Source organism: Sphingomonas sp., from assembly GCF_965200105.1.
Taxonomy (GTDB): Bacteria; Pseudomonadota; Alphaproteobacteria; order Sphingomonadales; family Sphingomonadaceae; genus Solisphingomonas.
In genome coordinates, this window is sequence record NZ_CBDATN010000002.1 from 2,033,740 (window position 1) to 2,056,654 (window position 22,915).

Here is a 22,915-nt window from a genome sequence, read left to right on the forward strand (position 1 = left end):
CCCTCTCGACCGGACGGTCCGAGCAGCGCATGATGGCGCCGCCATGAACAGCAACAGCACTCCCGATGTCGACGGTGCCACCTTCCGGCGCGTGCTCGGCCACTACCCGACCGGCGTCTGCGTCATCACCGCGATCGATCCCGGCGGCGACCCGGTGGGCCTCGCGATCGGCTCCTTCTCCTCGGTTTCGCTTGAGCCGCCGCTGGTCGCCTTCTTCCCCGATCGCCGTTCGACGAGCTGGCCGCGCATCCAGGCGGCGGGCAAGTTCTGCGCGAACGTGCTGGCGAGCGACCAGGAGGCGGTGTGCCGCCGCTTCGCGAGCAAGGGCGGCGACAAGTTCGCCGACATCAGCCACCGTGTCTCGGCGAACGGCTCGCCGATCCTCGACGGCGTGGTGGCGTGGATCGACTGCGACCTCCATGCCGTCCACGAAGCAGGGGACCACGACATCGCGCTGGGCCGCGTCAAGGAGCTGGAGGTCGAGAGCAAGGCGGGTCCGCTGCTCTTCTTCCAGGGCGGCTACGGTGAATTCGCGATGCTCGCCTGATGGGTTGTCCCGTCTGACGCGGGTTCCTCTACCCGATCCGATCCGAGTCGCCGAGCGGGATGAGGCCTCGAGCGCGGCGTCGCGACCCGCTCTGCGGGGCGCGAAGCGGCGGTTGCCCTGGGAGGGACGCCGCTGCTAAAGGGGGGAAACCACGAGGAGGATCGTGCCGATGAGCCGCCAGATCGAGATCGCCGAGCTGAACGGGCCAGGCCGCTTCGCCGCCTACGTCGCCGAGCCGCGGGACGCGCCCAAGGCGGCCATCGTCGTCATCCAGGAGGTGTTCGGCGTAAACGAGGGCATCCGCGCCAAGTGCGACCGCTGGGCGGAGCAGGGCTATGTCGCGGTTGCGCCCGATCTGTTCTGGCGAATTGAGCCGGGCTTCGAAGTCGATCCCGACCAGAGCGACGGACTGGAGCGTGGCATCGCGATGATCCAGAAGTTCGACCAAGACCAGGGCGTCGCCGATCTGGAGGCGACCATCCGTGAGGCGCGCGGGCTCGCGGGCGGCGGCAAGGTCGGCGCGGTCGGCTTCTGCATGGGCGGCAGGCTCGCCTTCATGGTCGCAACGCGCACCGATGTCGACGCGGCGGTCGGTTACTACGGCGTCGGCATCGACGGGCTGGTGCGCGAGTCGCACGCGATCGCGCGCCCCGTCATGCTGCACATCCCTACCGACGACGGCTTCGTCGCGCCCGAGGTACAGAAGGCGATGCACGAGGGGCTGGACGACCATCCCAGGGTGACGCTGCACGACTATGAGGGGCTGGATCACGGGTTCGCCGACACGTTCGGCAAGCGCCGCGACGAAGCGGGTGCGACGCTGGCGGACGGACGGACGGCGGAGTTCTTCGTCCAGCACCTCGCCCGCTAGGGATCGGCCCCCGGCGCGCCACTGGGCGTCGGCGGCGTCCTCCCGGCGGCGGCCCTGCCGCCGCGGTTTCGGGGGCGGGGCCACCACGTCACCGCCATGTCGTGGCGAGCAGCGCCTAGCGAAGTGGACGACGGTGGACACCCGCCGGCGCTCGCGCGCGGAAAGGGGTTGAGCGAGGAGCGCACCGGCGGCTGCAAAGGCCCAGCGGGGGCCGAGCGTCGGCACCGTCATCGCCTCCGCGCGCAGGTGGCCTAGGCAGCCATGACCGTGCCGGTGCCGTGGCGGCTCCGGTAGCGCGTCCTGCTTGCGGCTGCAGCCGGTGACGCGGGCTCCCGCCTCCGGCATCCAATCCGCGATCGCGCGACCGATTTTGCGACACCGGCGGCGATCGCCCGCGTTGACTCGGCGTGCCGAGACTCCACATTCCGGCGCGGCAGGCTAAGGGTGGAACGGGAGCCCGGCCGGGCAGCGCGCACTCAGGAGACAGGTGAATGGCGACGGCGATCGATGTGCGCGAGGGCGTGGGCACGGACGCGCCGACCCGTCACGAGGCGCTGAAGGCGTGGGTGGCCGACATCGCCGCCGTCACCAAGCCCGACGCGATCCGCTGGTGCGACGGTTCCGACGCCGAGTGGAACGAGCTTTCCGCCGAGCTCGTCGCCGCCGGCACGCTGATCCCGCTTGATGCCGAGAAGCGGCCCAACAGCTTCTACGCGCGTTCCGATCCCAAGGACGTCGCGCGCGTGGAGAGCCGCACCTTCATCTGCTCCGCCAACGAGTTCGACGCGGGCCCGACCAACAACTGGGCGGATCCCGCCGAGATGCGGCAGACGCTCAGTCCGCTCTTCGACGGCTGCATGGCCGGCCGCACGATGTACGTCGTGCCCTACTGCATGGGCCCGATCGGCTCCGACAAGTCGGCGATCGGCGTCGAACTGACGGACAGCCCCTACGTCGTGCTCTCGATGAAGATCATGACGCGGATGGGCGCGCAGGCGCTCGACATGCTGGGCGAGGACGGCTTCTTCGTCCGCTGCGTCCACTCGGTCGGCATGCCGCTCGGCGCTGGTCAGGCGGACGTGCCGTGGCCGTGCAACGAGACCAAATATATCGTGCACTACCCCGAAACGCGTGAGATCTGGTCCTACGGGTCGGGCTATGGCGGCAACGCGCTGCTCGGCAAGAAGTGCTTCGCGCTGCGTATCGCCAGCGTCATGGCGCGCGACGAGGGCTGGCTGGCCGAGCATATGCTGGTGCTCAAGCTCACCAGCCCCAAGGGCAAGGTTCACTACGTCACCGCCGCCTTCCCGTCCGCATGCGGCAAGACCAACATGGCGATGCTGGAGCCGACCATCCCCGGCTGGAAGGCCGAGACGATCGGCGACGACATCGCGTGGATGCGCTTCGGCAAGGACGGGCGGCTCTACGCGGTCAATCCGGAGGCCGGCTTCTTCGGCGTGGCGCCGGGCACCGGCGTCTCCACCAACAAGAACGCGGTCGACACGCTGACCGCCAACTGCATCTACACCAATACCGCGATCACCGAGGACGGTGACGTGTGGTGGGAGGGGCTGACCGACAGCCCGCCCGAGAAGCTGATCGATTGGCAGGGCAACCCTTGGTCGCCGGGCAGCGACAAGCCCGCCGCGCACCCCAATGCGCGCTTCACGGCACCCGCCGGCCAGTGCCCCTCGATCGCGGCCGAGTGGCAGGATCCCGCCGGCGTGCCGATCTCGGCGATCCTGTTCGGCGGGCGTCGTGCGTCGGCGGTGCCGCTCGTCACCGAGGCGCTCGACTGGAACCACGGCGTCTATCTTGCCGCCAACATCGCGTCGGAAGGCACGGCGGCGGCGGAGGGCAAGATCGGCGCGCTGCGCCGCGACCCGTTCGCGATGCTGCCCTTCTGCGGTTACAACATGGCGGATTATTTCGGCCATTGGCTGAAAGTTGGCGAGGCGGCGGGCAGCGACGCCAAGCAGCTGCCGCGCATCTACGTCGTCAACTGGTTCCGCAAGTCGGCCGAAGGCAAGTTCCTGTGGCCGGGCTTCGGCGACAATGTCCGCGTGCTCAAGTGGATCGTCGAGCGGCTGGAGGGCGAGGCGGACGCCAAGGACACGCCGATCGGCCGCCTGCCGACCGACGCGGCGATCGACGTCGACGGGCTGGCAATGCGCGAGGGCGCGCTGGCCGAGCTGTTGTCGGTCGATCCCGGCATCTGGCGCGAGGAGGCGAAGCTCTCCGCCGAAGATCTGCGCAAGCTCGGCGATCGCGTGCCCAAGCAGATCTGGGCGGAGCAGCAGGCGCTGGAGGCGCGGCTGAGCGCGGCCTGAGGATCGCGCGCGGGCGCGGCGTTCCCGCCGTTACCGCGCGCGGCCCAGCTTCTCAGTCATCTCGGGATAGGTGGCGAGCCGCTCGACGGCGGCGGCGTGGATGCCTGGTGCCGTCACCAGCACGCCGAACGCTTCCGCCGATGGCGTGTTGAACGCCAGCGGCCGGCCGGCCGCGTCGCTGACGGTGGCGCCCGCCTCCTCCGCGATCAGCACGGCGGCGGCGACGTCCCACTCGTGCCCCCAGCGGATCGTGGCCACGAGATCGGCCTCGCCCGAGGCGACCATCGCGATCCGCAGCGCGATCGAATTGGGGCGCGGCACCGGCACGAGATCATGGTCGCGCTCGGCGAAGCGGTCGGCGGGAACGCGCGCGCCAGCCAGCGCGTGACGCGCGGCGACCTGTACGGGCAGGCCGTTGCGCGTGGCGCCGAGCCCGGCCCGCGCCACCCAGCGCTCGCCCCGCGCCGGCGCCTCCAGCACCCCGATCAGCGGACGCCCGCGCTCGATCAGCGCCACCGACACCGCCCAGCCGGGCCGCCCGCGCAGATAGTCGCGCGTGCCGTCGATCGGATCGACCACCCATAGCCGATCGCATTTCAGTCGATCGGTGTTGTCGGCGGTCTCCTCGGAGAGCCAGCCGGCATCCGCGTCGATGCCAGCGAGGCGCTCGCGGAGCAGCGCGTCGATCGCGAGGTCGGCCTCGCACACGGGCTCGCCGCCCGCCTTCTCCCAACGCTCGACGCCGTGTGCCGCCTTGGCGAGCGCGAGCTGCCCGGCCTCGGCGGCGGCGGCCGTGACGGCATCGACCAGCGTCTCAGGCACCGGCCACCGTCATCCCGTCGATGCGGATCGTCGGCACCTCCACCGCGCGGGCGAGCTCCAGGTCGTCGGCGGGCACGGCGGCGCGGAACATGTCGCGCAGGTTGCCCGCGATGGTGATCTCGGCGACGGGCGGGCCCAGCCGCCCGTCCTCGATCAGGAAGCCCGCAGCGCCCCGGCTATAGTCGCCGGTGACGAGGTTGACACCCTGTCCGATCAGCTCGGTAATCCACAGGCCCCGCCCGATGTCGGCGATCAGCGCGTCGACCGGCAGCGATCCCGCCGCCATCCACAGGTTGCTCGTGCCCGCGCCCGGCGGGCCGCCGAGCCCGCGCGTCGCGTTGCCGGTGGGCTCCAGCCCCAGTTGCCGCGCCGAGGCCGAGTCGAGCAGCCAGCCGGTCAGCACGCCGTCGGCGACGAGATCGCGCCGCGCGGTGGACAGTCCCTCGCCGTCGAACGGCCGTGAGCCCAAGCCACGCACGCGGAGCGGATCGTCGACGACGGTGACACCGGTGTCGAACACGCGCTCGCCGAGTGCATCGAGAAGGAAGCTCGTGCGCCGCGCCACCGCCGATCCTGTGATCGCGCCGACGAGGTGCCCGAGCAGGCCGGTGCCGACGCGGCGATCGAACACGATCGGCATGGCGCCCGACCCGATCTTGATCGGGTTCAGCCGCTCGACCGCGCGCGTGCCGGCGCGCGCGCCGATCGCCGCGGCCTGTTCCAGGTCCGCGAGGTGACGCGCGGACCGGAATGCGTAATCGCGCTGCATGGCGCCGCCCTCGCCGGCGATGACGGCGGCGGACGTGCCGTGGCCGCTCGTCGCGTAGCCACCGGAGAAGCCGGCCGATGTGGCGAGCGCGATCGTGGTGCGCCCGACGCTCGCCGACGCGCCCTCGCTGTTGGTGACGCCGGCGACGGCGCGCGCGGCGTCCTCGGCGGCGAGCGCGCGGTCGCGCAGCGCCTCGGGCGCGGTCTCGCCGCCGTCGTCGCCGTCGACGTCGGGCACGGTGCCGCGCATCAGCCGATCCTCGGGCGCGAGCCCGGCGTAGCGGTCCTCGGGCGCCTCCCTCGCCATCGCCAGCGCGCGTTCGACCAGCAGGCCGAGCGAGGCGTCGGAGAGGTCGGAAGCGGACACGCTGGCGGAGCGGCGGCCGACGAACAGCCTGAGGCCGATCGTCTCGCCGTCCGAGCGCTCGACATCCTCCAGCGCCCCGAGCCGCACCGAGACGGCGGTGGACTGCGAGCGGACGTAGAGCGCGTCGGCGGCGTCGGCGCCTGCCTTCCGCGCGGCGGCGACAAGGTCGGCCGCGCGGGCCACGGCGGTATCGGAGATCGGCATCGCAGGCGAGTTAGGGACGCCGCCCGGCGACGTCAAAGCCCCGCGCTCCCGACCGCCAACGCCGCCAGCGCGATCAACAGCCCGGCGTCGCGGTTCGAGCGGAAGCGGGAGAGCGCGTGCGCCGGCGAGGCCGGGTCGAGCGTCGCCACCTGCCAGGCGAGGTGGATCGTCGCCGGCAGCAGCGTCGCCACCGCCAGCGGGTCGGGCCGCCGCAGCCAGAAGGCCAACCCCCACAGCGCCACCGCGCCCAAGTAAAACAGCGACACGCCCGCCCGGACGCGCCCGCCTAACGCGCGCGCCGAGGACTTCACGCCCGCGAGCACGTCGTCCTCGATATCCTGCAGCGCGTAGATCGTGTCGTAGCCGACCACCCAGCAGAGCGTTCCCGCCCAAAGCGCGAGCGCCGCAGGCGGCAGCGCGCCCGTCGCCGCCGCCCAGCCGACCGGCGCCGCCCACGAGAAGACGAGGCCGAGCCATGCCTGCGGCCACCAGGTGATCCGCTTCATGAAAGGATAGGCGGCGACGGGCGCGAGGCTCGCCAGCGCCAGCCCCTGCGCGAGGCGCGGCAGGCAGAGCAGCACGCCCAGGCCGACGAGGCACAGGCAGGCGAGCCAGAGCCACGCGGCGCGCGGCCTGATCCGCCCGCTCGCCAGCGGACGGGCGCGGGTGCGCGCGACGCGCGCGTCGAGATCGCGATCGACGATGTCGTTGTAGACGCAGCCGGCCCCTCGCATCGCCACCGCGCCGATCCCCAGCAGCAGGATCAGCCGCATGCTCCTGCCGGGCGGGGCGCCGGCGAGCAGCACCGCCCACGCCCCGGGCCAGAACAGCAGCCACGCGCCGATCGGCCGATCGAGCCGCGCCAGCGCGGCATAGTCGCGCGCGGCCGGCGGCAGCGCGGCGAGCAGGCCGTGGCGCTCGCTGTCGGGAACCGCGGCAGGAAAGGGGGAGGGATGCACGCCGACGTCGATGGCAGACGCCTCGCCGGCTGGAAAGCGCCGTCTGCGCCGGCGGCGCTTGTCGGGCGGCGGGCCGCCGAGCTAGACGCCGCGCGTGACCGCCACCCCGGCCTGGCCCCCGAACAGCGCGCCGCGCCTGTTCGTCGATACGAGCCTTGCCGAAGGCGCGGAGGTGAGGCTCGACGCCGCGCAGGCCAATTATCTCCTGATGGTGATGCGGCTCGGCGTCGGCGATGCGGTGCGGCTGTTCGACGACCGCACGGGGGAGTGGGCGGCGGAGATCGTCGTCGCCGGCCGTCGGGATGCACGGTTGCGCGCCGTCGCGCATCTCGCGCCGCGCGAGCCGATGCCGGACCTGTGGCTGTGTGCCGCGCCGGTGAAGCGCCAGCGCATCGACTGGCTGGCGGAGAAGGCGTGCGAGCTCGGCGTCGCGCGGCTGGTGCCGGTGCTGACCCGGCGCACCGTCGTCGACCGGCTCAACCTCGACAGGCTGCGCGCGCACATGATCGAGGCGGCCGAGCAATGCGGCCGCACCGCGCTGCCGGTGCTGGACGAGCCGGTGAAGCTTCCCGCCCTGCTGCGCGACTGGCCGGCCGACCGCCAGCTCCTCTTCGCCGACGAGACGGGCGGCGCGCCGCTGCCCGAGGTGGCGCGCGCCGGCCCGGCGGCGATCCTGATCGGCCCTGAGGGCGGCTTCGATCCGGCCGAGCGCGAGACGATCCGCGCATTGCCCCAGGCGCGCGGCCTGACGCTCGGCCCGCGCATCCTGCGTGCGGAGACGGCGGCGCTGGCGGCGGTGTCGCTGTGGATGGCGACGGCAGGGGACTGGCGCTGAGACGACGAGGGTGGCCTGGAGCGGCAGGCATTGCCTTCGGCGAGCCTGCACCACGGCTGAACGCCTCAACGGCTTCGGAGAGCGCGGCGGCATTGCGGCTTGCCCGCGCACCGCCTAGGCGCGCACGCGATGACGCAGCGCCTCGACACCGCCTCCGCCTCGCCCCCGATCGCCGGCCGCGACGAACTCATCGCGCTGTTCGCGAGCGGCGAGAAGCCGAAGCATCGCTGGCGGATCGGCACCGAGCACGAGAAGTTCGTGTTCCGCACGGCCGATCACCGCGCGCCGTCCTACGACGAGCCTGGCGGCATCCGCGACCTGCTCGACGGCCTGACCGCCTATGGCTGGGAGCCGGTGATCGAGGGCGGCAACGTCATCGCGCTGTCCGGCGCCGACGGTGGCGTCAGCCTGGAGCCCGCCGGCCAATTCGAGCTGTCGGGCGCGCCGCTCGACAATCTCCACCAGACCTGCGCGGAGACCGGGCGGCACCTGGAGCAGGTGAAGGCGGTGGGCGAGAAGCTGGGGCTCGGTTTCCTCGGGCTCGGCTTCTGGCCGGACAAGGCCCGCGCGGACCTGCCGGTGATGCCCAAGGGCCGCTACGCGATCATGCTCAACCACATGCCCAAGGTCGGCACGCTCGGCCTCGACATGATGCTGCGCACCTGCACCATCCAGACCAACCTCGACTATGCGTCGGAGGCGGACATGGTGAAGAAGTTCCGGGTCAGCTTGGCGCTCCAGCCGCTCGCCACCGCCTTGTTCGCCAACTCGCCCTTTACGGAGGGCAAGCCCAACGGCTTCCTCTCCTTCCGCTCGCACATCTGGACGGACACGGACCCGAGGCGCACGGGGATGCTGCCCTTCGTGTTCGAGGAGGGCTTCGGCTACGAACGCTACGCCGACTACATGCTCGATGTGCCGATGTACTTCGCCTATCGCGACGGGCGCTACATCGACGCCGCCGGCCTCTCCTTCCGCGACTTCATGGAGGGCCGGCTGGAGGTGCTGCCCGGCGAGCGACCGCTGCTGTCGGACTGGGTGGACCATCTCTCCACCGCTTTCCCGGAGGTCAGGCTCAAGACCTTCCTGGAGATGCGCGGCGCCGACGGCGGGCCGTGGAGCCGGATCTGCGCGCTGCCCGCCTTCTGGGTAGGCCTGCTGTACGACGACGACGCGCTGGACGCGGCGTGGCAGCTCGTGCGCCACTGGACGATCGAGGATCATCACCGCATCCGCGCGCAGGTGCCGCGCCTCGGGCTTGGCACGCAGGGGCCGCGGGGGCGCGACTTCCGCACGCTCGGCCGCGAGGTGCTCGAGATCGCCACCGCGGGCTTGCGCGCGCGCGCGCGCTTCGACGGCGCCGGCAACGACGAGACCGGCTTCCTCAATCCCCTGCGCGAGATCGTCGCCAGCGGGCGGACGCCGGCCGACGCGCTGCTCGCCGCCTACCAGGGAGAATGGGGCGGCGACCTCGGCCGTGTCTACGAGGCGATGGCCTACTGAACGGCTACTCGGCGGCGACGGGCGTCGGCGGCGGCGCCGGCCGCGCTAGCATCCGGGTGACGGGCCCGTGCGCCGCCATCCAGCGGGCGTAGGCGACGTAGACCGGATCGGCGGACAGGTGCCGCTCCTCCGTCTTCGCGCGCCACCAGTAGACCGCGTTGACGAGCGCCAGGATCGTGCAGTTGCGTACCCCGTCCGTCCAGTCGCCCGTCGTCAGGAAGGGCAGCGCGAAGCACCACCAGAACAGGTTCTTGGCGAGGTAGGCGGGGTGCTTGCTCCAGGCGTAGGGCCCGTGCGTCAGGATGCCGCGATGCGTGAGGTTGGAGAAGCGCAGGCCGAACGCGATCGTCGCCCAGGCGTAGATCCCGGTGAGCGCAATCAGCGCGAAGGCGTCGATCGCGAGCAGCAGCGGGTGGCCGGCCAGCCAATGGTCATAGTGGCCGAGCCCCGGGGAGTAATCGAGCGGGCCGCCCGCGTTCATCATCGAGAAGGGCGGGTAGCAGATCAGCGCCGCCGTCCACGCCGCCGCGTAGGGATTGGCCGAGCGGATGTGCGAATCGAGCGGGCGAAAGGTGGCGAGATAGCCGACGGTGGCGATCGTCACGTCGACCAGGAACATGACGGCGACGAGTCCGCCGCCCAGCGCCACCGGATCGCTCCACCACTTGGCGGGATCGATCGTCATCACCTGGTTCCAGTTGCCCGGCATGGCGCCCAGCATGAAGGCGGTGAAGAAACCCTTGACGGCCCAGGCGCGGGCGTGGCCCCACACCGCCTCGCGTCCATCGGCGTCGAGCTCGTGGCCGAGGAGCAGCCGGCCGAACTGCCAGCAGCCGTCTCGCGGCTGGACGATCCGCCGCTCGATCCACAGGATGTAGGGGATGGAGAGCACGCCGGCGATCGGCAGCAGCGTCGCCAGCACCTGCATCGCGAACAGGCCGGGCGGGTGCCAGTACCAGCGGCCGATCGCGTAGGCGAAGCCGATCAGCCCCCAGGTCGTCCACAATCCGGCGAGCTTGACGAGCCCGGTGTCGAGCGCCTCGCGCCACGGACGGGGCGGCGCGGACCAGTCGATCCCGGTGGTGAGGTTGCGGTGGACGCGATCGACGAGCAGCGACCAGCCGAGCATCGGGATCGCGGCGGCGAGCAGCGCCACCAGCGCCGCATACGGCCCGTCGAGCCCATGATGGTGCGCGACCACCGCCCACAGGCCGAGGCCCGCGACGCCGGCGTAGCCGACGCCCGGTGACACCGCCGAGCGCGGGCGCGCCGCGGGCACGAGGTGCTGATCCATCACGCCACGCTGCCTAGCGCGGCGGGCGTAAGCAAGCGGTGAACGCGGGTGCGATCAGCCCGCGAGCGCGGCGAGGCGGAGCGTGGAGGAGGACGCGTCCGCCGTCAGGGCGAGGGGCGCGGCACGCGCCAGCAGATCCGTGGCAAGCCCCGGTGCCGCCGTGACGGGCGCGGGCGTCGCGGACTGCGCGGCTACGAGGCGGGGCTTGACCTGCGCGGGCGGCGGCGCATCCGCCTTGCCGCCGTAGATGAAGCCGTACACCGGATAGTTGCGTTGCCCGAGATCGTGGAGCCCGCGGAACCAGACGCGGACGGACGACCAGTCCCCCTGCGCCGAGGTGTCCATCACCTCGACGTCGCGCTCGATCTGGCCGCGGACCGACCAGTTGGCGTGCGTCACCTTGACGATCCGATCGGACACGACCTGGCTGACGGTGGCGACGTGGCCCGAGCGCATCGAGCCGATTGCCTTGAACACCATTACCGCGCCCACCGCCGGGGCGCCGCCGCGCGTGTAACGCCCCACCGCCTGGCTCCACCATCCGGCCGCCGCGCCGAAGAGCTGGAGGCCGGAGAACATGCGCGCGAAGGTGGCGCACTGCCAAAACTGGCCATCCATGGCGCTGGCCGGGGCCGGCAACGCGGCGAGCGTCAGCGCCAGGGAACAGAAAGCGACACGCGACAGTTTCAACAAGCTTGTTCTCGCAACCTAGGTTGGGTTGCGGCGTGGATAGCGGTGCCGCTTCCGATCGGAAGCGCCGGGCGGCAGGTCGATGCTGCGCTGCGGCGGGCGGTGTGTGGCGAGTGTCCGCTCGTCGCCTCGACGCTTCATGGCGTCGGTTCGTCTCGGTGTACGGCTTCAGGCTTCCGCCGACTCGCTTCGCTCGATCGGCTGGCGCGGCAGCGAGACCGAGACGATCGCCAGGGCCGTCCCGACGAGCACAGCGCCGACGAGGAAGGCCGCGCCCGCGAAGCCATGTGCCGCGCCCGCCGCCAGCGACTGCGTCGCCAGCACCGGACCCACGATCGCGGCGACGCTGTTGAGGCTGCCCAGCCCCCCCTGCAGCGAGCCCTGGTGCCGGGCGTCGACCAGCCGCGACAGGATGCCGTTCATCGCCGGGTAGGCGAGCCCGCCCAGCGCGCCGGGCACGTACACCGCGTAGACGAGCCAAGCGCGATCGACGAACGCGTAGGCGAGGAGCGTCGCCATGCCGACGGCCAGCCCGAGCAGCGCCGCGCGCCGTTCTCCCAGCCGGGCGACCGCGCGCTTCACCACCAGCGTCTGCACCAGCACCGTCATCACGCCGATGAAGGCGAGCGACGCGCCGATCGCCCGCGCGTTCCAGCCGAGCACGATCGTCGCCCAGAACGCCCACGTCGCAGGATAGGCGACCGCGCCGAGCTGCCACAGGAACCAGGCGATGAGGATCGGCACCGCGATCCCCGTGCCGGACAGCGGCTTGAACGCGCCGACCACCGTTGCCTCCCGCCATCGGAATGCGCGGCGGTTCTCCGGCGCCAGCGTTTCGGGCAGCAGCGCCAGCATGGCGATCGCGTTGGTGGCCGCGAGCAGCGCCGCCACCGCGAAGGGCGCGCGCTCGCCCAGCCCGGCAACGAGGCCGCCCACCGCCGGGCCGACGATGAAGCCGACGCCGAACGCCGCGCCGAGCTTGCCGAAGGCGGCGCTGCGCTCCTCCGCGGGCGAAACGTCGGCGATCACCGCGCCCGCCGGGCCGACCAGCGCGCCCGATATGCCCGCGATCGCGCGGCCAAGGAACAGCCATCCCAGGCTCGGCGCCCAGGCCATCAGACCGTAGTCGATCGCGAACGCCGCCATCGCCAGCACCAGCACCGGCCGCCGCCCGAAGCGATCTCCCAGCGCGCCGAGCACCGGCCCGGCGACGAACTGCCCGACGGCGAACACCACCAGCATCCAGCCGGCCATGCGCGCCGCACCCTCGACGTCGAGATGACCGAGCCGGGTGACGAGCCCCGGCAACACCGGCATCACCACGCCGAAGCCGATCGTGTCGATCAGGATGGCGGCGAGCACGATCCAGACGGCGCGGCGATGCGAGGGCATGGCCCGGGCCTTAGCCGCGCCGCCGCCGCGCGGCTACCTGCCCGCCGCTTCAGGCCGGAGCCAGCCCGTCGACCTCGACGATGCCCTCGCCGATCAGCCGGCCGGCGACGCGCACGCGCTTCTCGACATGATCCACCGGCGTGCGGCCGAGTTCCAGCCGGTATCGACCGCCCGCGTCGCGGACGAGCGCGAATCCGCCGCCCTCGCGCTTCAGCATTCCGGTCTCGTCGATGTGCGATGTCATGGCTGTCCCTACCGCAGATCGCTTGCCCGACCACATCGTGGGCACTAGCGCATCCGCGGGTCCGGAGGGGATACGGGGACGTGTGGCGGGTTCAGGGGAGCGAAGCGGAGGCGGTGGCGCCTGTCCGATCGCCCTTGCGCATCGCTTTCCTCTGCTATCGTTCCGATCCGCGCGTCGGCGGGCAAGGGGTGTTCGTACGCCATGTGGCGGGCGCGCTCGTCCGGCGCGGCCACCATGTCGATATCCTGTCGGGGCCGCCCTATCCCGAACCGGTGCGCGGCGCACGGCTGGTGCCGATCCCTTCGCTCGATCTCTACGCGCAGCCGCATCACGGCCACCGCGCGCTACGCCCGCGTCACCTGCTCAGCCTTGCCGACAGCTATGAGTATATGGCGCATCTCTCCGGCGGCTTCCCCGAGCCCTATACCTTCGGGCGCCGCGTCGCGCATCACCTGCGCCGGCATCGCGCCGCCTATGACGTCGTGCTCGATAACCAGACGCTGGCGAGCGGCCTGCTCGCGGTTGAACGCGCCGGGCTGCCGGTGATCGCGATCGTCCATCATCCGATCGCGCGCGACCGCGAGCTCGCGCTCGCCGCCGAGCCTTCGCCGAAGGGGCAGTGGCTGATCCGGCGCTGGTACGGTTTCGTCGCGATGCAGGAACGCGTCGCGCGGCGGCTGCGCGGCATCGTCACCGTCAGCCGGGCGAGCGCCGATGACGTCGTGGCGCGGATGGGCGTCGCGCGCGAACGGATCACGGTGGCGCCGCCGGGCGTGGATCACGGCGTGTTCCGCCACCGCACCGATGTGGAACGGCTGCCCGCCAGGATCGTCACCACCGCCAGCGCCGACGTGCCGCTGAAGGGATTACGCTTCCTCCTCGAAGCCTATGCGGCGCTCCTCGCCGACCATCCTGCCCTGGAGCTGGTGGTGGTGGGCCGGCTGCGCGAGGACGGCGTCACCGCCGAGACGCTCGACAGGCTCGGATTGCGCGCGCGCGTCCGCTTCGTCCACGATCTTCCGGACGACGAGCTCGCCGCGCTGTTCGCCTCGGCGACGCTGTGCGTCACGCCATCGCTGTACGAAGGCTTCGGGCTCCCCGCTGCCGAGGCGATGGCGTGCGGCGCGCCGGTGGTCGTCAGCGATGGCGGCGCGCTGCCCGAGGTGGTGGGCGATGCCGGGCTGGTGGTGCCGAGAGGCGACGCGGGCGCGTTAGCGCGGGCGATCGCGGAACTGCTCGCCGATCCCGCGCGGCGGGGGGCGATGGCGGCCGCGTCGCTGGCGCGCGCACGGCTGTTCTCGTGGGACCGCTTCGCCGGACGGGTCGAGACGGTCCTGTACGACACGCTCGCGTGCTGACCGTCAGGCTCGAGCGGCTGGGATTGCGCGAGGGCGCGCGCGTCCTCGATCTCGGTTGCGGGGAGGGGCGCCACGTCCACGGGCTCGCGCTGCTGCCCGGCGTGGGCGCGGTGGGTTTGGATCCGGACGCCGCCTCGCTCGGCAAGGCGCGCGACGGGCTCGCGACGCTCCCGGCCGCCGACCCCGCGCATTTCGTGCGCGGCAGCGCCTACGCCCTGCCCTTCGCGGATGGACTGTTCGACGCGGTGATCTGCTCCGAGGTGTTGGAGCACCTCGACGACTGGCACGCCGCGCTCGCCGAGATCGCGCGCGTGCTCAAGCCCGGTGGACGCTTCGCGGCGACCGTGCCGCGCGCCTGGCCCGAACGCATCTGCTGGGCGTTGGCGCCGGGGAGCGGCGGCTACGCCGATCAGCCGGGCGGTCATGTCCGGATCTTCGACGCGCGGGCGCTGCGCCGCGCCATCGAGAGCCACGGCTTCGCCTATCGCGGCCGCCATTTCGCGCACGCGCTCCACTCGCCCTACTGGTGGCTCAAGACCGCGTTCTGGCGGCGGCGCGACGACCATCCGCTGGTCCGCGCGTGGCATCGCCTGCTGGTGTGGGATCTGATGCGGCGCCCTGCGCTGACGCGGGCGGCGGAGCGCGTGCTCGACCCGGTATTGGGCAAGAGCATCGCGCTCTACTTCGAGCGCACGGGGTGAGCGGCCCCGTGGCCGCGAGCGTCGCGCCGGCGCTCGCCGTGCTGCGCGGCGCGGCGGACCGCATCCTCGCGCTCCAATCGGCATCGGGCGCGATCCCGTGGTTCGAAGACGGCCCGTGGGACGCGTGGAACCATGCCGAGTGCGTGATGGCGCTGGGCGCGATGGGCGAGATCGACGCCATGCGCGCCGGCCTCAACCACCTCGCCGAGACGCAGGCCGCCGACGGAAGCTGGCTCGGCGGCTACGGCAACGCGCTACCGATGGAGGGGCGGCTGCGCATCGCGCGCGTGCCGGCGCCCGTCGTGCGCGACACCAACTTCACCGCCTATCCCGCCACCGCGCTGTGGCATGCCTGGCGGCTGACCGACGACGAGGCGCTGGTCCGCCGGCTGTGGCCGACGGTGCGCTCGGCCATCCGCTTCGGGCTGGCCTATCAGCATGACGAGGGCGACATCTCCTGGTCGGCGGAAGCGTACGGCACGGATGCGGACGACGCGGTGCTGGCGGGGAACGCCTCGATCCACCGCAGCATCGGCGACGCGCTGCGGCTGGCGGTGCTGGTCGGCGATCCGCAGCCCGGGTGGGAGGAGGCGCGCGGGCGGTTGCGCGCGGCCATCATGGGCCGGCCAGACCGCTTCGATCGCCGCGACACCGATCGATCGGGGTTCGCGATGGACTGGTACTACCCCGTGCTGTCGGGCGCGCTGTCGCGGGCGGCATCGTGGACGCGGCTGCGCTTCGGGTGGCGCCGCTTCGTGGAAATCGGGCGCGGCTGCCGCTGCGTCGCCGGGGAGCCCTGGGCCACCGTCGCGGAGACCGCCGAGCTCGCCATGGCGCTGATCGGCTTGGGGCGGCGGCGCGAGGCGGCGACGCTGCTCGGCTGGCAGGAACGGCATCGCACGGGCGACGGCGCCTACTGGATGGGCTGGCAGTTCGCGGAAGGCATCGCCTGGCCGCAGGAGACGCCGGGCTGGACGCAGGCGGCGATGATCCTCGCCACCGACGCGCTGACCGCAACGAGCCGGGCGCACGACGTGCTGACCGCCCGCGAGGAGCGGGGCTGATGCCCGCAACCCTCTCGCGCCCGCGACGGATTGCCGCGCCTTCACTATAGCCGCCGGAGCAGGCGCAGGCTCCGCACCGCCGCCGTCTCCTCGAACAGCCCGCTCGCCAGCGCCCGGGCGTAGACTTCGTAAGGAGGCCGGCCGCCATCGGCGGGATCGGGGAAGACGTCGTGGATGGCGAGCGTGCCGCCCGGCATGACGTGCGGGCTCCAGCCGCGCCAATCCGCCAGCGCCGCCGCCATCGTGTGCCCGCCGTCGATGAACAGCAGGGCGAGCGGCGTCGCCCAGTGCCGCGCCACCACGTCCGAGCGGCCGACCAGCGCCACGACATGCTCCTCCAGCCCCGCCTGCCGGATCGTGCGCCGGAAGTGCGGCAGCGTGTCGAGCGCGCCGGCTTGCGGGTCCCACAGCTCGGGATCGTGCCACTCCCATCCCGGCTGGTTCTCCTCCGATCCGCGATGATGGTCGAGCGAGTAGAGGAGCCCGCCCGCCGCCTTCGCCGCCGTGCCGATGTGCAGCGCCGACAGCCCGCAATAGCCGCCCACCTCCAGCATCGGCCCGTTCGGGCTCGCGGCGAGTGCTGCGTCGTGGAGCGCGCGCGCCTCCGCCGGATCGAGGAAGCCCTTGACGGTGGCGGGATCGATCGCGAGCTGCATGGCCACGCGCGCTAGCCGCCGACGAGCGCGTCGGCCAGCGCGGGCAGCGTCGGCGCGGACAGGAAGGGCTGGCGCAATGCCGGCACCGTCGGGCGGTCCGCGCTGAGATAGGCGGTGCCCAGCCCCGCCGCCGACGCGCCGTGGATGTCCCACGGGTGCGCGGCGATCAGCGTCAGCTCGTGCGGGGCGACGCCGGCCACGCGCGCGCCCTCGTGATACACTTCCGCCGCCGGCTTGGCGCGCTTCACCGCGTCGGTCGAAACGATGTGCGCGAACGCCTCCTCCAGGCCGGCATGGGCGAGCATCTCGCGCGTCGTCTTCTCGGTGCCGTTGGTGAGCGCGAGCAGCGGCACGCCCGCCGAACGCAGCCGCTCGATGCCCTCATGTGCGCCGGCGCGCGCCGGCAGCGTGGCGATGCCGGCGACGATCTCCTTCGCGCGATCGGTCGGCGGCAGCCGCTGCTCGGCGAGGATCGTCGTCAGCGACTGTTCGAGCAAGGTCGCGAAGGTCTCGTAGCCGCCGGTGAGCGCCAGCGCGCAGGCCTCGCGCTGGGCGGTGGCGAACCACAGCTCCAGCCCCGCCGGCGGCAGGCCGAGCGCCGTCAGCGACGCGCGCAACGGATCGAGCGGGAACAGCGTGCCGATGATGTCGAACGCCACCGCGCGGGGCGGTGTGCGCTTGCCCGATCCGAACATGGTCGATCTCCCTCAGTGCCGACGCCTGCGAACGCGCGGTCCCGTGCTTCGGCACCCGCGCCGCGCTGCCGCGTTCAGGCGGCGGGATCGACGAAGGAGGCAAGCGATGTTGGGACGCGACATACCCGAGGTGACGCTGAAGACGCGGGTGCGCGACGACAGCGTGGGCGGCGACAACCCGTTCCGCTGGCAGGACGTGAACACCAAGGACCTGTTCGCGGGCAAGCGCATGGTGGTGTTCTCGCTGCCCGGCGCCTTCACGCCGACCTGCTCGAACGAGCAATGCCCCGCCTTCGAGCGTTTGTACGACGAGATGAAGGCCAAGGGCGTGGACGAGGTGTACTGCATCTCCGTCAACGACGCGTTCGTCATGTACCAGTGGGGCCAGAAGCTGGGTGTGCGCAACGTCAAGCTGCTGCCCGACGGCTCGGCGGACTTCACGCGGCGCATGGGGATGCTCATCCGCAAGGACCATCTCGGCTTCGGCGAACGCTCGTGGCGCTACGCGATGGTGGTCGACGACGGCCGCATCGCCGCCTGGTTCGAGGAGCCCGGCATCAACGACGAGGGCCTCGACGACGATCCCTATGGCGAGACCGCGCCCGACAAGGTGGTCGCCTGGCTGGGCGGCAACGCGCGCTGAGGCGCGTCCGGAGCGGCGTCCGGGGGCGGCGAAGTTGACGAAGTTGACACCACGTCACCCCCCGGCCGCCTCTCCACCGGGGGGCGACCGGCCGGGGCCTCGCCCGCCGACGCGGCGGTAGCGGCGGCGTCCGCCTCGTCGAGCACGACGGCCAGCCGCGCGAACAGCGCATCGACCCGCCCGCGCGCCGCCTCCTCCTCCGCCCGCTCGCGCGCGACGCGGTCGGCGCGGGCGCGGCGCAGCGGATCATGCTCCGCCCAGTCCTCGTCGACGGGCAGCTCGGCCGGGCGCGCGGCGACCGTCGCGATCGGCTCGGCCGCGTAGGGCGGGGCGGGGGGAAGCTGCTCGCCGTCCGGCATCGCGGCGGCCTCGTCGAGCACGGCGTTGCGCGCGTGGGCGAAGCGGACGCCCGCGCCCTCCGGGTGGCCGGTATACACCATCTGGTCGAGGCTGGCGGCGTAGCGCAGCGGATCGCGATAGCGCAGCAGGAACATGGCGAGGCGATCGTCGTAGCGGCGATGCTCGCCGACCTGCTCGCCCTGATAGAAGTGCGGGATGGGCACGCCGTTGATCGCGCGCGCGAAGCAGGCGTCGGCGAGCGCGCGGATGCCGAGATCGAGCGCCGCGTCCCAGGCCATGCGGAACTGCTGCGCCTCGGGCTTCACGCGCAGCGCATAGGCGGACGCCCGCGACATGCCCACGGTGGCGCACGCCTCGGCGACGCAGCCCGAGGCGGCGAGCGCGTCGAGGAAGGCGGTGCGGCGTTCGGGCGTCCAGCCGTCGCGGCGGGCGGCGGGCGGAGCGGGAGGTGCGGGTTCGTGGCATGGGTTGTGGTGTAACCCATGTGGCACCGTGTAGGAAAGGGATTGTTGCCGCGGCGTATTGACATTGTACAGAACGTTTGACAAAGAAGCTGGATGGATACCGTCAGCTACTCCGATGCGCGGGACAATCTGAAGGCGGTGATGGACCGCGCGGTCGCCGATCGCGCGCCGATCCTCGTCACCCGCCAGCGCGGCGAGAATGTCGTGATGATCTCGGCCAGCGAGTGGGCGGGAATGGAGGAGACGCTGCACTTGATGGCGTCGCCTAGGAATGCCGAGCGCCTGCTGGAGGCGGTGCGAGGATTTGAGGCGGGCGAGCCCGGCGTCGACGAGCGGGGCACGCCGCTGCCGTGAAGGTCTCGTTCTGGCCGGCGGCATGGGACGATTACCGCCACTGGCAGGATCATGACGAGAAGATCGTCGCCAAAATTAACGGCATGATCGAGGAATGCCGCCGCCACCCGTTCAAGGGGACCGGCAAACCCGAACCCCTGGGCGGCGACCTGTCAGGCTGGTGGTCGAGGCGGATCAGCCAAGAGCATCGGCTGGTGTATCGTGTGGCGGGAAGCGGCGCGGATCAGGTGCTGCAGGTGGCGCAGTGCCGATATCACTACTAGCGGTTCGCCGCGCGACCCGTTCTCCCCCTGTTCACCCCGTTACGAGATGCTATCGTAGGCATGTCGCCGAGTCGCTTCGACGCTCAGCTTTGAGGAGGGGCCTATTCGATAAGGTATTTAAAGTGAACCGCCGCACCTCCCTTGCTGGTGACTAACGGGTTCGGGTTTAAGTGACGCCGCCGACGGGCACGTAAGGCAAATATGCCTGATACTCGACGCGAGCACTCGCTTCATCGAAGGCCCTATTACGAGCATCCGCTAGCGAAAGTGCATAGTCGCCGTCTATCTTCTGAGGAGAAGGCAGATGGAGCAGCCGCAGTGGTTCCTCCACATGGATGAGCGCTGGATGTGGCGTTGGTTTATTGCCAATCGTCGCGGACAGATGCTTGCTGTGTCGAAGAAGTGCTTCTTCCGCCGTGAAGAAGCGTTTCAGAACCTCAACGCTGCTCGCTCGGCCGTAACCGGCTCTTAGAGCGCGTTTGAGAAGGATTCCCAAGGCGGTTTTGGCGTGATTCATAGAGCGTCGGACCACCAACGCGAGCCGACGCCCGATGCCGAAGAGGAAGCCGCCTACAAGGCGGCGCTACGACACCGATCTAACCGATGCGCAGTGGGAGCTGATCGCGCCCATGATCCCGGATGCCCGTGCCGGCGGACGCCCGCGGAAGGCGACGTCGCGCGAGCTGGTCAACGCCGTCCTCTATTTTCTGCGGGCGGGCTCTGCCTGGAGGCTGCTGCCGCATGACCTGCCGCCGTGGCAGACGGTCTACTACTACCTGCGCCGCTGGCAGGAGGAAGGCGTGTGGCAGCACGTCCATCATGCGCTCGTGCTCGCCGACCGCGAGCGTTGCGGGCGGGACGCGTCGCCTTCGGCTGCGATCCTCGACAGCCAGTCGGTTCGCACCGCCGACCAAAAGGGGGCGACAAGGGCTATGATGCGGGCAAGAAGATCACCGGGCGCAAGCGCCACATCCTGACCGACACCGACGGTCGGCTACTCACCGTCCGCGTCCATGGTGCCGACGTCCAGGACCGCGACGGCGGCAAGCTGCCGCTCAAGGCCTCTCGGCAGCGCTTCCCCTTCGTCGCCCGCGTCTTCGCCGATGGCGGCTACGCCGGCCGCCTGGTGCACTGGGCCGCCAGCAAGACGCACATCACCCTCGAGATCATCCGTCGGGGCGCTCACGCCAAGGGCTTCAAGGTTCTGCCGCGCCGCTGGGTGGTCGAGCGCACCTTCGCCTGGATCTTCAAGAACCGGCGCCTCGTTCGCGACTATGAGCAGCTCACCGCCGTCGCCGAGACACTTATCACCATCGCCGCCTCAGCCACCCTGCTACGGCGGTGGGCATGATTAAACCGCCTTCTCAAACGCGCTTTTAGCGAGTAGTCATCGAAGCGATCGGTGACGGCGGGTAGCGGAAGCGCTACCCGCCAATTTACCCCGCCGCCGGCAGATAAATCTCCCCACCCGTCTCCCTGAACCGCTCGCTCATCTCCGCCATGCCCGCCTCGGCCTGATCCTCCGCCAACTGCGGGTTCGCCGCTTCCGCCGCCAGGAACGTCTCCGCGCTCGCATTCTGCTTCGCGGCGAAGTCGCGCACCTCCTGGGTGATCTTCATCGAGCAGAATTTGGGGCCGCACATCGAGCAGAAGTGCGCGGTCTTGGCGCCCTCCGCCGGCAGCGTCTCGTCGTGATACTGCTCGGCGGTGTCGGGATCGAGCGAGAGGTTGAACTGGTCGCGCCAGCGGAAATCGAAGCGGGCACGGCTCACCGCGTCGTCGCGGAGCTTGGCGGCGGGGTGGCCCTTGGCGAGATCGGCGGCGTGGGCGGCGAGCTTGTAGGTGACGACGCCGACCTTCACGTCGTCCCGATCGGGCAGCCCGAGATGCTCCTTGGGCGTGACGTAGCAGAGCATCGCGCAGCCGAACCAGCCGATCATCGCCGCGCCGATGCCGCTGGTGATGTGATCGTAGCCCGGCGCGATATCGGTGGTGAGCGGCCCCAAGGTATAGAAGGGCGCCTCGCCGCAGACCTGGAGCTGCTTGTCCATATTCTCCTTGATCTTGTGCATCGGCACGTGGCCGGGGCCCTCGATCATCACCTGCACGTCTTCCTTCCACGCGCGGTGGGTGAGCTCGCCCAGCGTATGGAGCTCGGCGAACTGCGCCTCGTCGTTGGCGTCGGCGATGGAGCCGGGGCGCAGGCCGTCGCCCAGCGAATAGGCGATGTCGTACGCCTTCATGATCTCGGTGATCTCGTCGAACCGCTCGTAGAGGAAGCTCTCGCGGTGGTGCGCCAGGCACCACTTCGCCATGATCGATCCACCGCGCGAGACGATGCCGGTGACGCGCTTGGCGGTCATCGGCACGTAGGGCAGGCGCACGCCGGCGTGGATGGTGAAATAGTCGACGCCCTGCTCGGCCTGCTCGATCAGCGTGTCGCGGAAGATCTCCCACGTCAGATCCTCGGCGATGCCGCCCACCTTCTCCAGCGCCTGGTAGATCGGCACCGTGCCGATCGGCACGGGCGAGTTGCGGATGATCCACTCGCGCGTGTCGTGGATGTTGCGGCCGGTGCTGAGGTCCATGACGGTGTCGGCGCCGTGACGGATCGACCACACCATCTTGTCGACTTCCGCCGCGACGTCCGACGCCACCGCCGAGTTGCCGATATTGGCGTTGATCTTGACGAGGAAGTTGCGGCCGATCGCCATCGGCTCGGATTCGGGGTGGTTGATGTTGTTGGGGATGATCGCGCGGCCGCGCGCCACCTCGTCGCGGACGAACTCGGGCGTGACGAAATCGGGGATCGAGGCGCCGAAATCCTGGCCGTCGCGGGGCAGCGCTTCCAGCAGGCCCTCGCGGCCGACATTCTCGCGCTCGGCGACGTAGATCATCTCCGGGGTGATGATCCCCCGGCGCGCGTAGTGCATCTGGCTGACGTTCATGCCCGGCTTGGCGCGCAGCGGGCGCTTGCGGACGTTAGGGAAGGGGACGACGCCGCCCGAGCGGTCCGGCCCCTTCATGCCATTGTCCTCGGGGCGCACGGCGCGGGCGTCGACCGCCTCGACGTCGCCGCGTGCCATGATCCACTCGCGGCGGAGCTCGGGGAGGCCGGCCATGATGTCGATGCGCGCCTGCGGATCGGTATAGGGGCCGGAGGTATCGTAGACGCGCACCGGCGGCTCGTTGGCGGTGGGCTCCAGCGCGATCTCGCGCATCGCCACGCGATGTTCGCCGACGTGGATCTTGGTGGATCCCCGGATCGGGCCGGTGGTGACCTTCATCTCGGTGCGCGCGTGGATATCGGCCATCGGTCTCGCTCCTCATGGGACGGAAGCGATCTGGCCGCTCCCTCCCTCCGCCGGCATCAACCGGATCAGGTTCGACGGGTCGCGGGCTCGGGTGCCCGCCTCTCAGCCGCGCCAGCGGCCCCCCGGGGAAGAGACGACCGTAGCCGGGATGGCGGCGTGGGGAAAGGGCGCTTGGCAAGCGCCGGCCGGCGCGGCTAGCCTGCGCGCGGGGAACAGG

At 71.2% G+C, this 22,915-nt stretch carries 24 protein-coding genes and 1 riboswitch; of the genes, 13 read left to right on the top strand and 11 right to left on the bottom strand.

Features of this window, described 5'->3' with window-relative positions:
• The first annotated feature begins 43 nt into the window (after window positions 1-43).
• From ACOFKX_RS11460 to ACOFKX_RS11470, 3 genes are all read left to right on the top strand, one after another.
• Window positions 44-547, top strand: coding sequence for a flavin reductase family protein (locus ACOFKX_RS11460; protein WP_419827106.1), 504 nt, complete (start codon window positions 44-46; stop codon window positions 545-547).
• 169 nt (window positions 548-716) lie between these two features.
• On the top strand, window positions 717-1,418 hold the full coding sequence (locus ACOFKX_RS11465; RefSeq protein WP_419827107.1) for a dienelactone hydrolase family protein: 702 nt from the start codon (window positions 717-719) through the stop codon (window positions 1,416-1,418).
• A 491-nt stretch (window positions 1,419-1,909) separates the two neighbouring features.
• The gene (locus ACOFKX_RS11470; RefSeq protein ID WP_419827108.1) at window positions 1,910-3,748 is read left to right on the top strand and encodes a phosphoenolpyruvate carboxykinase (GTP); all 1,839 of its coding nucleotides are present in this window, start codon (window positions 1,910-1,912) and stop codon (window positions 3,746-3,748) included.
• Between the two features lie 30 nt (window positions 3,749-3,778).
• Here the strand turns inward: ACOFKX_RS11470 and ACOFKX_RS11475 are convergent, their stop codons facing one another.
• Genes ACOFKX_RS11475 through ubiA form a run of 3 tightly spaced genes read right to left on the bottom strand, consistent with a single transcriptional unit; the run spans window position 3,779 to window position 6,868 of the window.
• On the bottom strand, window positions 3,779-4,570 hold the full coding sequence (locus tag ACOFKX_RS11475) for a 3'(2'),5'-bisphosphate nucleotidase CysQ (protein WP_419827109.1): 792 nt from the start codon (window positions 4,568-4,570) through the stop codon (window positions 3,779-3,781).
• Complete coding sequence (locus ACOFKX_RS11480) at window positions 4,563-5,909, bottom strand: TldD/PmbA family protein (protein ID WP_419827110.1); 1,347 nt, start codon at window positions 5,907-5,909, stop codon at window positions 4,563-4,565. Before ACOFKX_RS11480 ends, ACOFKX_RS11475 begins: the two co-directional genes overlap by 8 nt.
• Window positions 5,910-5,941: 32 nt before the next feature.
• Entirely contained in the window at window positions 5,942-6,868 is a 927-nt protein-coding gene (gene ubiA / locus ACOFKX_RS11485; RefSeq protein WP_419827111.1) for a 4-hydroxybenzoate octaprenyltransferase, read from the bottom strand.
• 94 nt (window positions 6,869-6,962) lie between these two features.
• Here ubiA and ACOFKX_RS11490 point away from each other — a divergent pair, with 94 nt between their 5' ends.
• Window positions 6,963-7,703: a 16S rRNA (uracil(1498)-N(3))-methyltransferase gene (locus ACOFKX_RS11490; RefSeq protein ID WP_419827112.1), complete on the top strand. Its 741-nt coding sequence runs from the start codon at window positions 6,963-6,965 to the stop codon at window positions 7,701-7,703.
• 129 nt (window positions 7,704-7,832) lie between these two features.
• Entirely contained in the window at window positions 7,833-9,206 is a 1,374-nt protein-coding gene (locus ACOFKX_RS11495; protein WP_419827113.1) for a glutamate--cysteine ligase, read from the top strand.
• 4 nt (window positions 9,207-9,210) lie between these two features.
• On the opposite strand, the gene ACOFKX_RS11500 is transcribed toward ACOFKX_RS11495, so the two are convergent.
• The 4 genes from ACOFKX_RS11500 to ACOFKX_RS11515 all read right to left on the bottom strand — a co-directional run bounded on the left by ACOFKX_RS11500 (window position 9,211) and on the right by ACOFKX_RS11515 (window position 12,826).
• Entirely contained in the window at window positions 9,211-10,500 is a 1,290-nt protein-coding gene (locus ACOFKX_RS11500) for a methyltransferase family protein (RefSeq protein ID WP_419827114.1), read from the bottom strand.
• A gap of 54 nt (window positions 10,501-10,554) precedes the next feature.
• Window positions 10,555-11,118 (bottom strand): CHAP domain-containing protein, encoded by a 564-nt coding sequence (locus ACOFKX_RS11505; RefSeq protein WP_419827115.1) that lies wholly within the window; start codon window positions 11,116-11,118, stop codon window positions 10,555-10,557.
• Between the two features lie 240 nt (window positions 11,119-11,358).
• Window positions 11,359-12,582: an MFS transporter gene (locus tag ACOFKX_RS11510; RefSeq protein ID WP_419827116.1), complete on the bottom strand. Its 1,224-nt coding sequence runs from the start codon at window positions 12,580-12,582 to the stop codon at window positions 11,359-11,361.
• A gap of 49 nt (window positions 12,583-12,631) precedes the next feature.
• Entirely contained in the window at window positions 12,632-12,826 is a 195-nt protein-coding gene (locus ACOFKX_RS11515) for a DUF5818 domain-containing protein (RefSeq protein ID WP_419827117.1), read from the bottom strand.
• 134 nt (window positions 12,827-12,960) lie between these two features.
• On the opposite strand from ACOFKX_RS11515, the gene ACOFKX_RS11520 reads away from it, so the two are divergent.
• The 3 genes from ACOFKX_RS11520 to ACOFKX_RS11530 are packed head-to-tail and all read left to right on the top strand — an operon-like array spanning window position 12,961 to window position 15,949.
• Window positions 12,961-14,184, top strand: coding sequence for a glycosyltransferase family 4 protein (locus ACOFKX_RS11520; RefSeq protein WP_419827118.1), 1,224 nt, complete (start codon window positions 12,961-12,963; stop codon window positions 14,182-14,184).
• Window positions 14,178-14,885, top strand: a complete 708-nt coding sequence (locus ACOFKX_RS11525; RefSeq protein WP_419827119.1) for a methyltransferase domain-containing protein — start codon at window positions 14,178-14,180, stop codon at window positions 14,883-14,885. The genes ACOFKX_RS11520 and ACOFKX_RS11525 overlap by 7 nt, the downstream gene beginning before the upstream one ends.
• Complete coding sequence (locus tag ACOFKX_RS11530; protein WP_419827120.1) at window positions 14,882-15,949, top strand: hypothetical protein; 1,068 nt, start codon at window positions 14,882-14,884, stop codon at window positions 15,947-15,949. The genes ACOFKX_RS11525 and ACOFKX_RS11530 overlap by 4 nt, the downstream gene beginning before the upstream one ends.
• Before the next feature lie 44 nt (window positions 15,950-15,993).
• Here ACOFKX_RS11530 and ACOFKX_RS11535 read toward each other — a convergent pair whose 3' ends face one another.
• On the bottom strand, window positions 15,994-16,605 hold the full coding sequence (locus tag ACOFKX_RS11535; protein WP_419827415.1) for a class I SAM-dependent methyltransferase: 612 nt from the start codon (window positions 16,603-16,605) through the stop codon (window positions 15,994-15,996).
• Between the two features lie 11 nt (window positions 16,606-16,616).
• Window positions 16,617-17,300 (bottom strand): haloacid dehalogenase type II, encoded by a 684-nt coding sequence (locus tag ACOFKX_RS11540; protein WP_419827121.1) that lies wholly within the window; start codon window positions 17,298-17,300, stop codon window positions 16,617-16,619.
• 106 nt (window positions 17,301-17,406) lie between these two features.
• On the opposite strand from ACOFKX_RS11540, the gene ACOFKX_RS11545 reads away from it, so the two are divergent.
• On the top strand, window positions 17,407-17,943 hold the full coding sequence (locus tag ACOFKX_RS11545) for a peroxiredoxin (RefSeq protein WP_419827122.1): 537 nt from the start codon (window positions 17,407-17,409) through the stop codon (window positions 17,941-17,943).
• Here the strand turns inward: ACOFKX_RS11545 and ACOFKX_RS11550 are convergent.
• Window positions 17,886-18,794, bottom strand: a complete 909-nt coding sequence (locus ACOFKX_RS11550) for a hypothetical protein (protein ID WP_419827123.1) — start codon at window positions 18,792-18,794, stop codon at window positions 17,886-17,888. The two genes, ACOFKX_RS11545 and ACOFKX_RS11550, sit on opposite strands and share 58 nt — an antisense overlap.
• A gap of 66 nt (window positions 18,795-18,860) precedes the next feature.
• Between ACOFKX_RS11550 and ACOFKX_RS11555 the strand changes: the two genes are divergently transcribed.
• The 4 genes from ACOFKX_RS11555 (at window position 18,861) to ACOFKX_RS11570 (ending at window position 20,735) form a co-directional block, all read left to right on the top strand.
• Window positions 18,861-19,121, top strand: coding sequence for a type II toxin-antitoxin system Phd/YefM family antitoxin (locus ACOFKX_RS11555; protein WP_419827124.1), 261 nt, complete (start codon window positions 18,861-18,863; stop codon window positions 19,119-19,121).
• Complete coding sequence (locus ACOFKX_RS11560; RefSeq protein WP_419827125.1) at window positions 19,118-19,384, top strand: Txe/YoeB family addiction module toxin; 267 nt, start codon at window positions 19,118-19,120, stop codon at window positions 19,382-19,384. The genes ACOFKX_RS11555 and ACOFKX_RS11560 overlap by 4 nt, the downstream gene beginning before the upstream one ends.
• 304 nt (window positions 19,385-19,688) lie before the next feature.
• Window positions 19,689-19,856 carry a hypothetical protein gene (locus tag ACOFKX_RS11565; RefSeq protein ID WP_419827126.1) on the top strand — a complete coding sequence of 56 codons (168 nt, stop codon included), beginning with the start codon at window positions 19,689-19,691 and terminating at the stop codon, window positions 19,854-19,856.
• A 79-nt stretch (window positions 19,857-19,935) separates the two neighbouring features.
• Window positions 19,936-20,735, top strand: a protein-coding gene (locus ACOFKX_RS11570; RefSeq protein ID WP_419827127.1) for an IS5 family transposase whose coding sequence is annotated in 2 segments (ribosomal slippage) — window positions 19,936-20,295 and window positions 20,298-20,735 — 798 coding nt in all. Because the reading frame shifts where the segments join, the coding sequence is not laid out codon by codon here.
• An 85-nt stretch (window positions 20,736-20,820) separates the two neighbouring features.
• Here ACOFKX_RS11570 and thiC read toward each other — a convergent pair.
• Window positions 20,821-22,698 (bottom strand): phosphomethylpyrimidine synthase ThiC, encoded by a 1,878-nt coding sequence (gene thiC, locus ACOFKX_RS11575; RefSeq protein ID WP_419827128.1) that lies wholly within the window; start codon window positions 22,696-22,698, stop codon window positions 20,821-20,823.
• A gap of 25 nt (window positions 22,699-22,723) precedes the next feature.
• Window positions 22,724-22,833, bottom strand: a riboswitch (TPP riboswitch).
• Window positions 22,834-22,915 lie beyond the last annotated feature (82 nt).

Excerpts from the sequence above, each read along its gene's own strand:
- ACOFKX_RS11460 (WP_419827106.1), top strand. The coding sequence starts at position 44 with ATGAACAGCAACAGCACTCCCGATGTCGACGGTGCCACCTTCCGGCGC.
- ACOFKX_RS11465 (WP_419827107.1), top strand. The coding sequence starts at position 717 with ATGAGCCGCCAGATCGAGATCGCCGAGCTGAACGGGCCAGGCCGCTTC.
- ACOFKX_RS11470 (WP_419827108.1), top strand. The coding sequence starts at position 1,910 with ATGGCGACGGCGATCGATGTGCGCGAGGGCGTGGGCACGGACGCGCCG.
- ACOFKX_RS11480 (WP_419827110.1), bottom strand. The coding sequence starts at position 5,909 with ATGCCGATCTCCGATACCGCCGTGGCCCGCGCGGCCGACCTTGTCGCC.
- ACOFKX_RS11495 (WP_419827113.1), top strand. The coding sequence starts at position 7,833 with ATGACGCAGCGCCTCGACACCGCCTCCGCCTCGCCCCCGATCGCCGGC.
- ACOFKX_RS11500 (WP_419827114.1), bottom strand. The coding sequence starts at position 10,500 with ATGGATCAGCACCTCGTGCCCGCGGCGCGCCCGCGCTCGGCGGTGTCA.
- ACOFKX_RS11505 (WP_419827115.1), bottom strand. The coding sequence starts at position 11,118 with ATGGATGGCCAGTTTTGGCAGTGCGCCACCTTCGCGCGCATGTTCTCC.
- ACOFKX_RS11510 (WP_419827116.1), bottom strand. The coding sequence starts at position 12,582 with ATGCCCTCGCATCGCCGCGCCGTCTGGATCGTGCTCGCCGCCATCCTG.
- ACOFKX_RS11515 (WP_419827117.1), bottom strand. The coding sequence starts at position 12,826 with ATGACATCGCACATCGACGAGACCGGAATGCTGAAGCGCGAGGGCGGC.
- ACOFKX_RS11535 (WP_419827415.1), bottom strand. The coding sequence starts at position 16,605 with ATGCAGCTCGCGATCGATCCCGCCACCGTCAAGGGCTTCCTCGATCCG.
- ACOFKX_RS11540 (WP_419827121.1), bottom strand. The coding sequence starts at position 17,300 with ATGTTCGGATCGGGCAAGCGCACACCGCCCCGCGCGGTGGCGTTCGAC.
- ACOFKX_RS11545 (WP_419827122.1), top strand. The coding sequence starts at position 17,407 with ATGTTGGGACGCGACATACCCGAGGTGACGCTGAAGACGCGGGTGCGC.
- ACOFKX_RS11555 (WP_419827124.1), top strand. The coding sequence starts at position 18,861 with ATGGATACCGTCAGCTACTCCGATGCGCGGGACAATCTGAAGGCGGTG.
- ACOFKX_RS11565 (WP_419827126.1), top strand. The coding sequence starts at position 19,689 with ATGGAGCAGCCGCAGTGGTTCCTCCACATGGATGAGCGCTGGATGTGG.
- thiC (WP_419827128.1), bottom strand. The coding sequence starts at position 22,698 with ATGGCCGATATCCACGCGCGCACCGAGATGAAGGTCACCACCGGCCCG.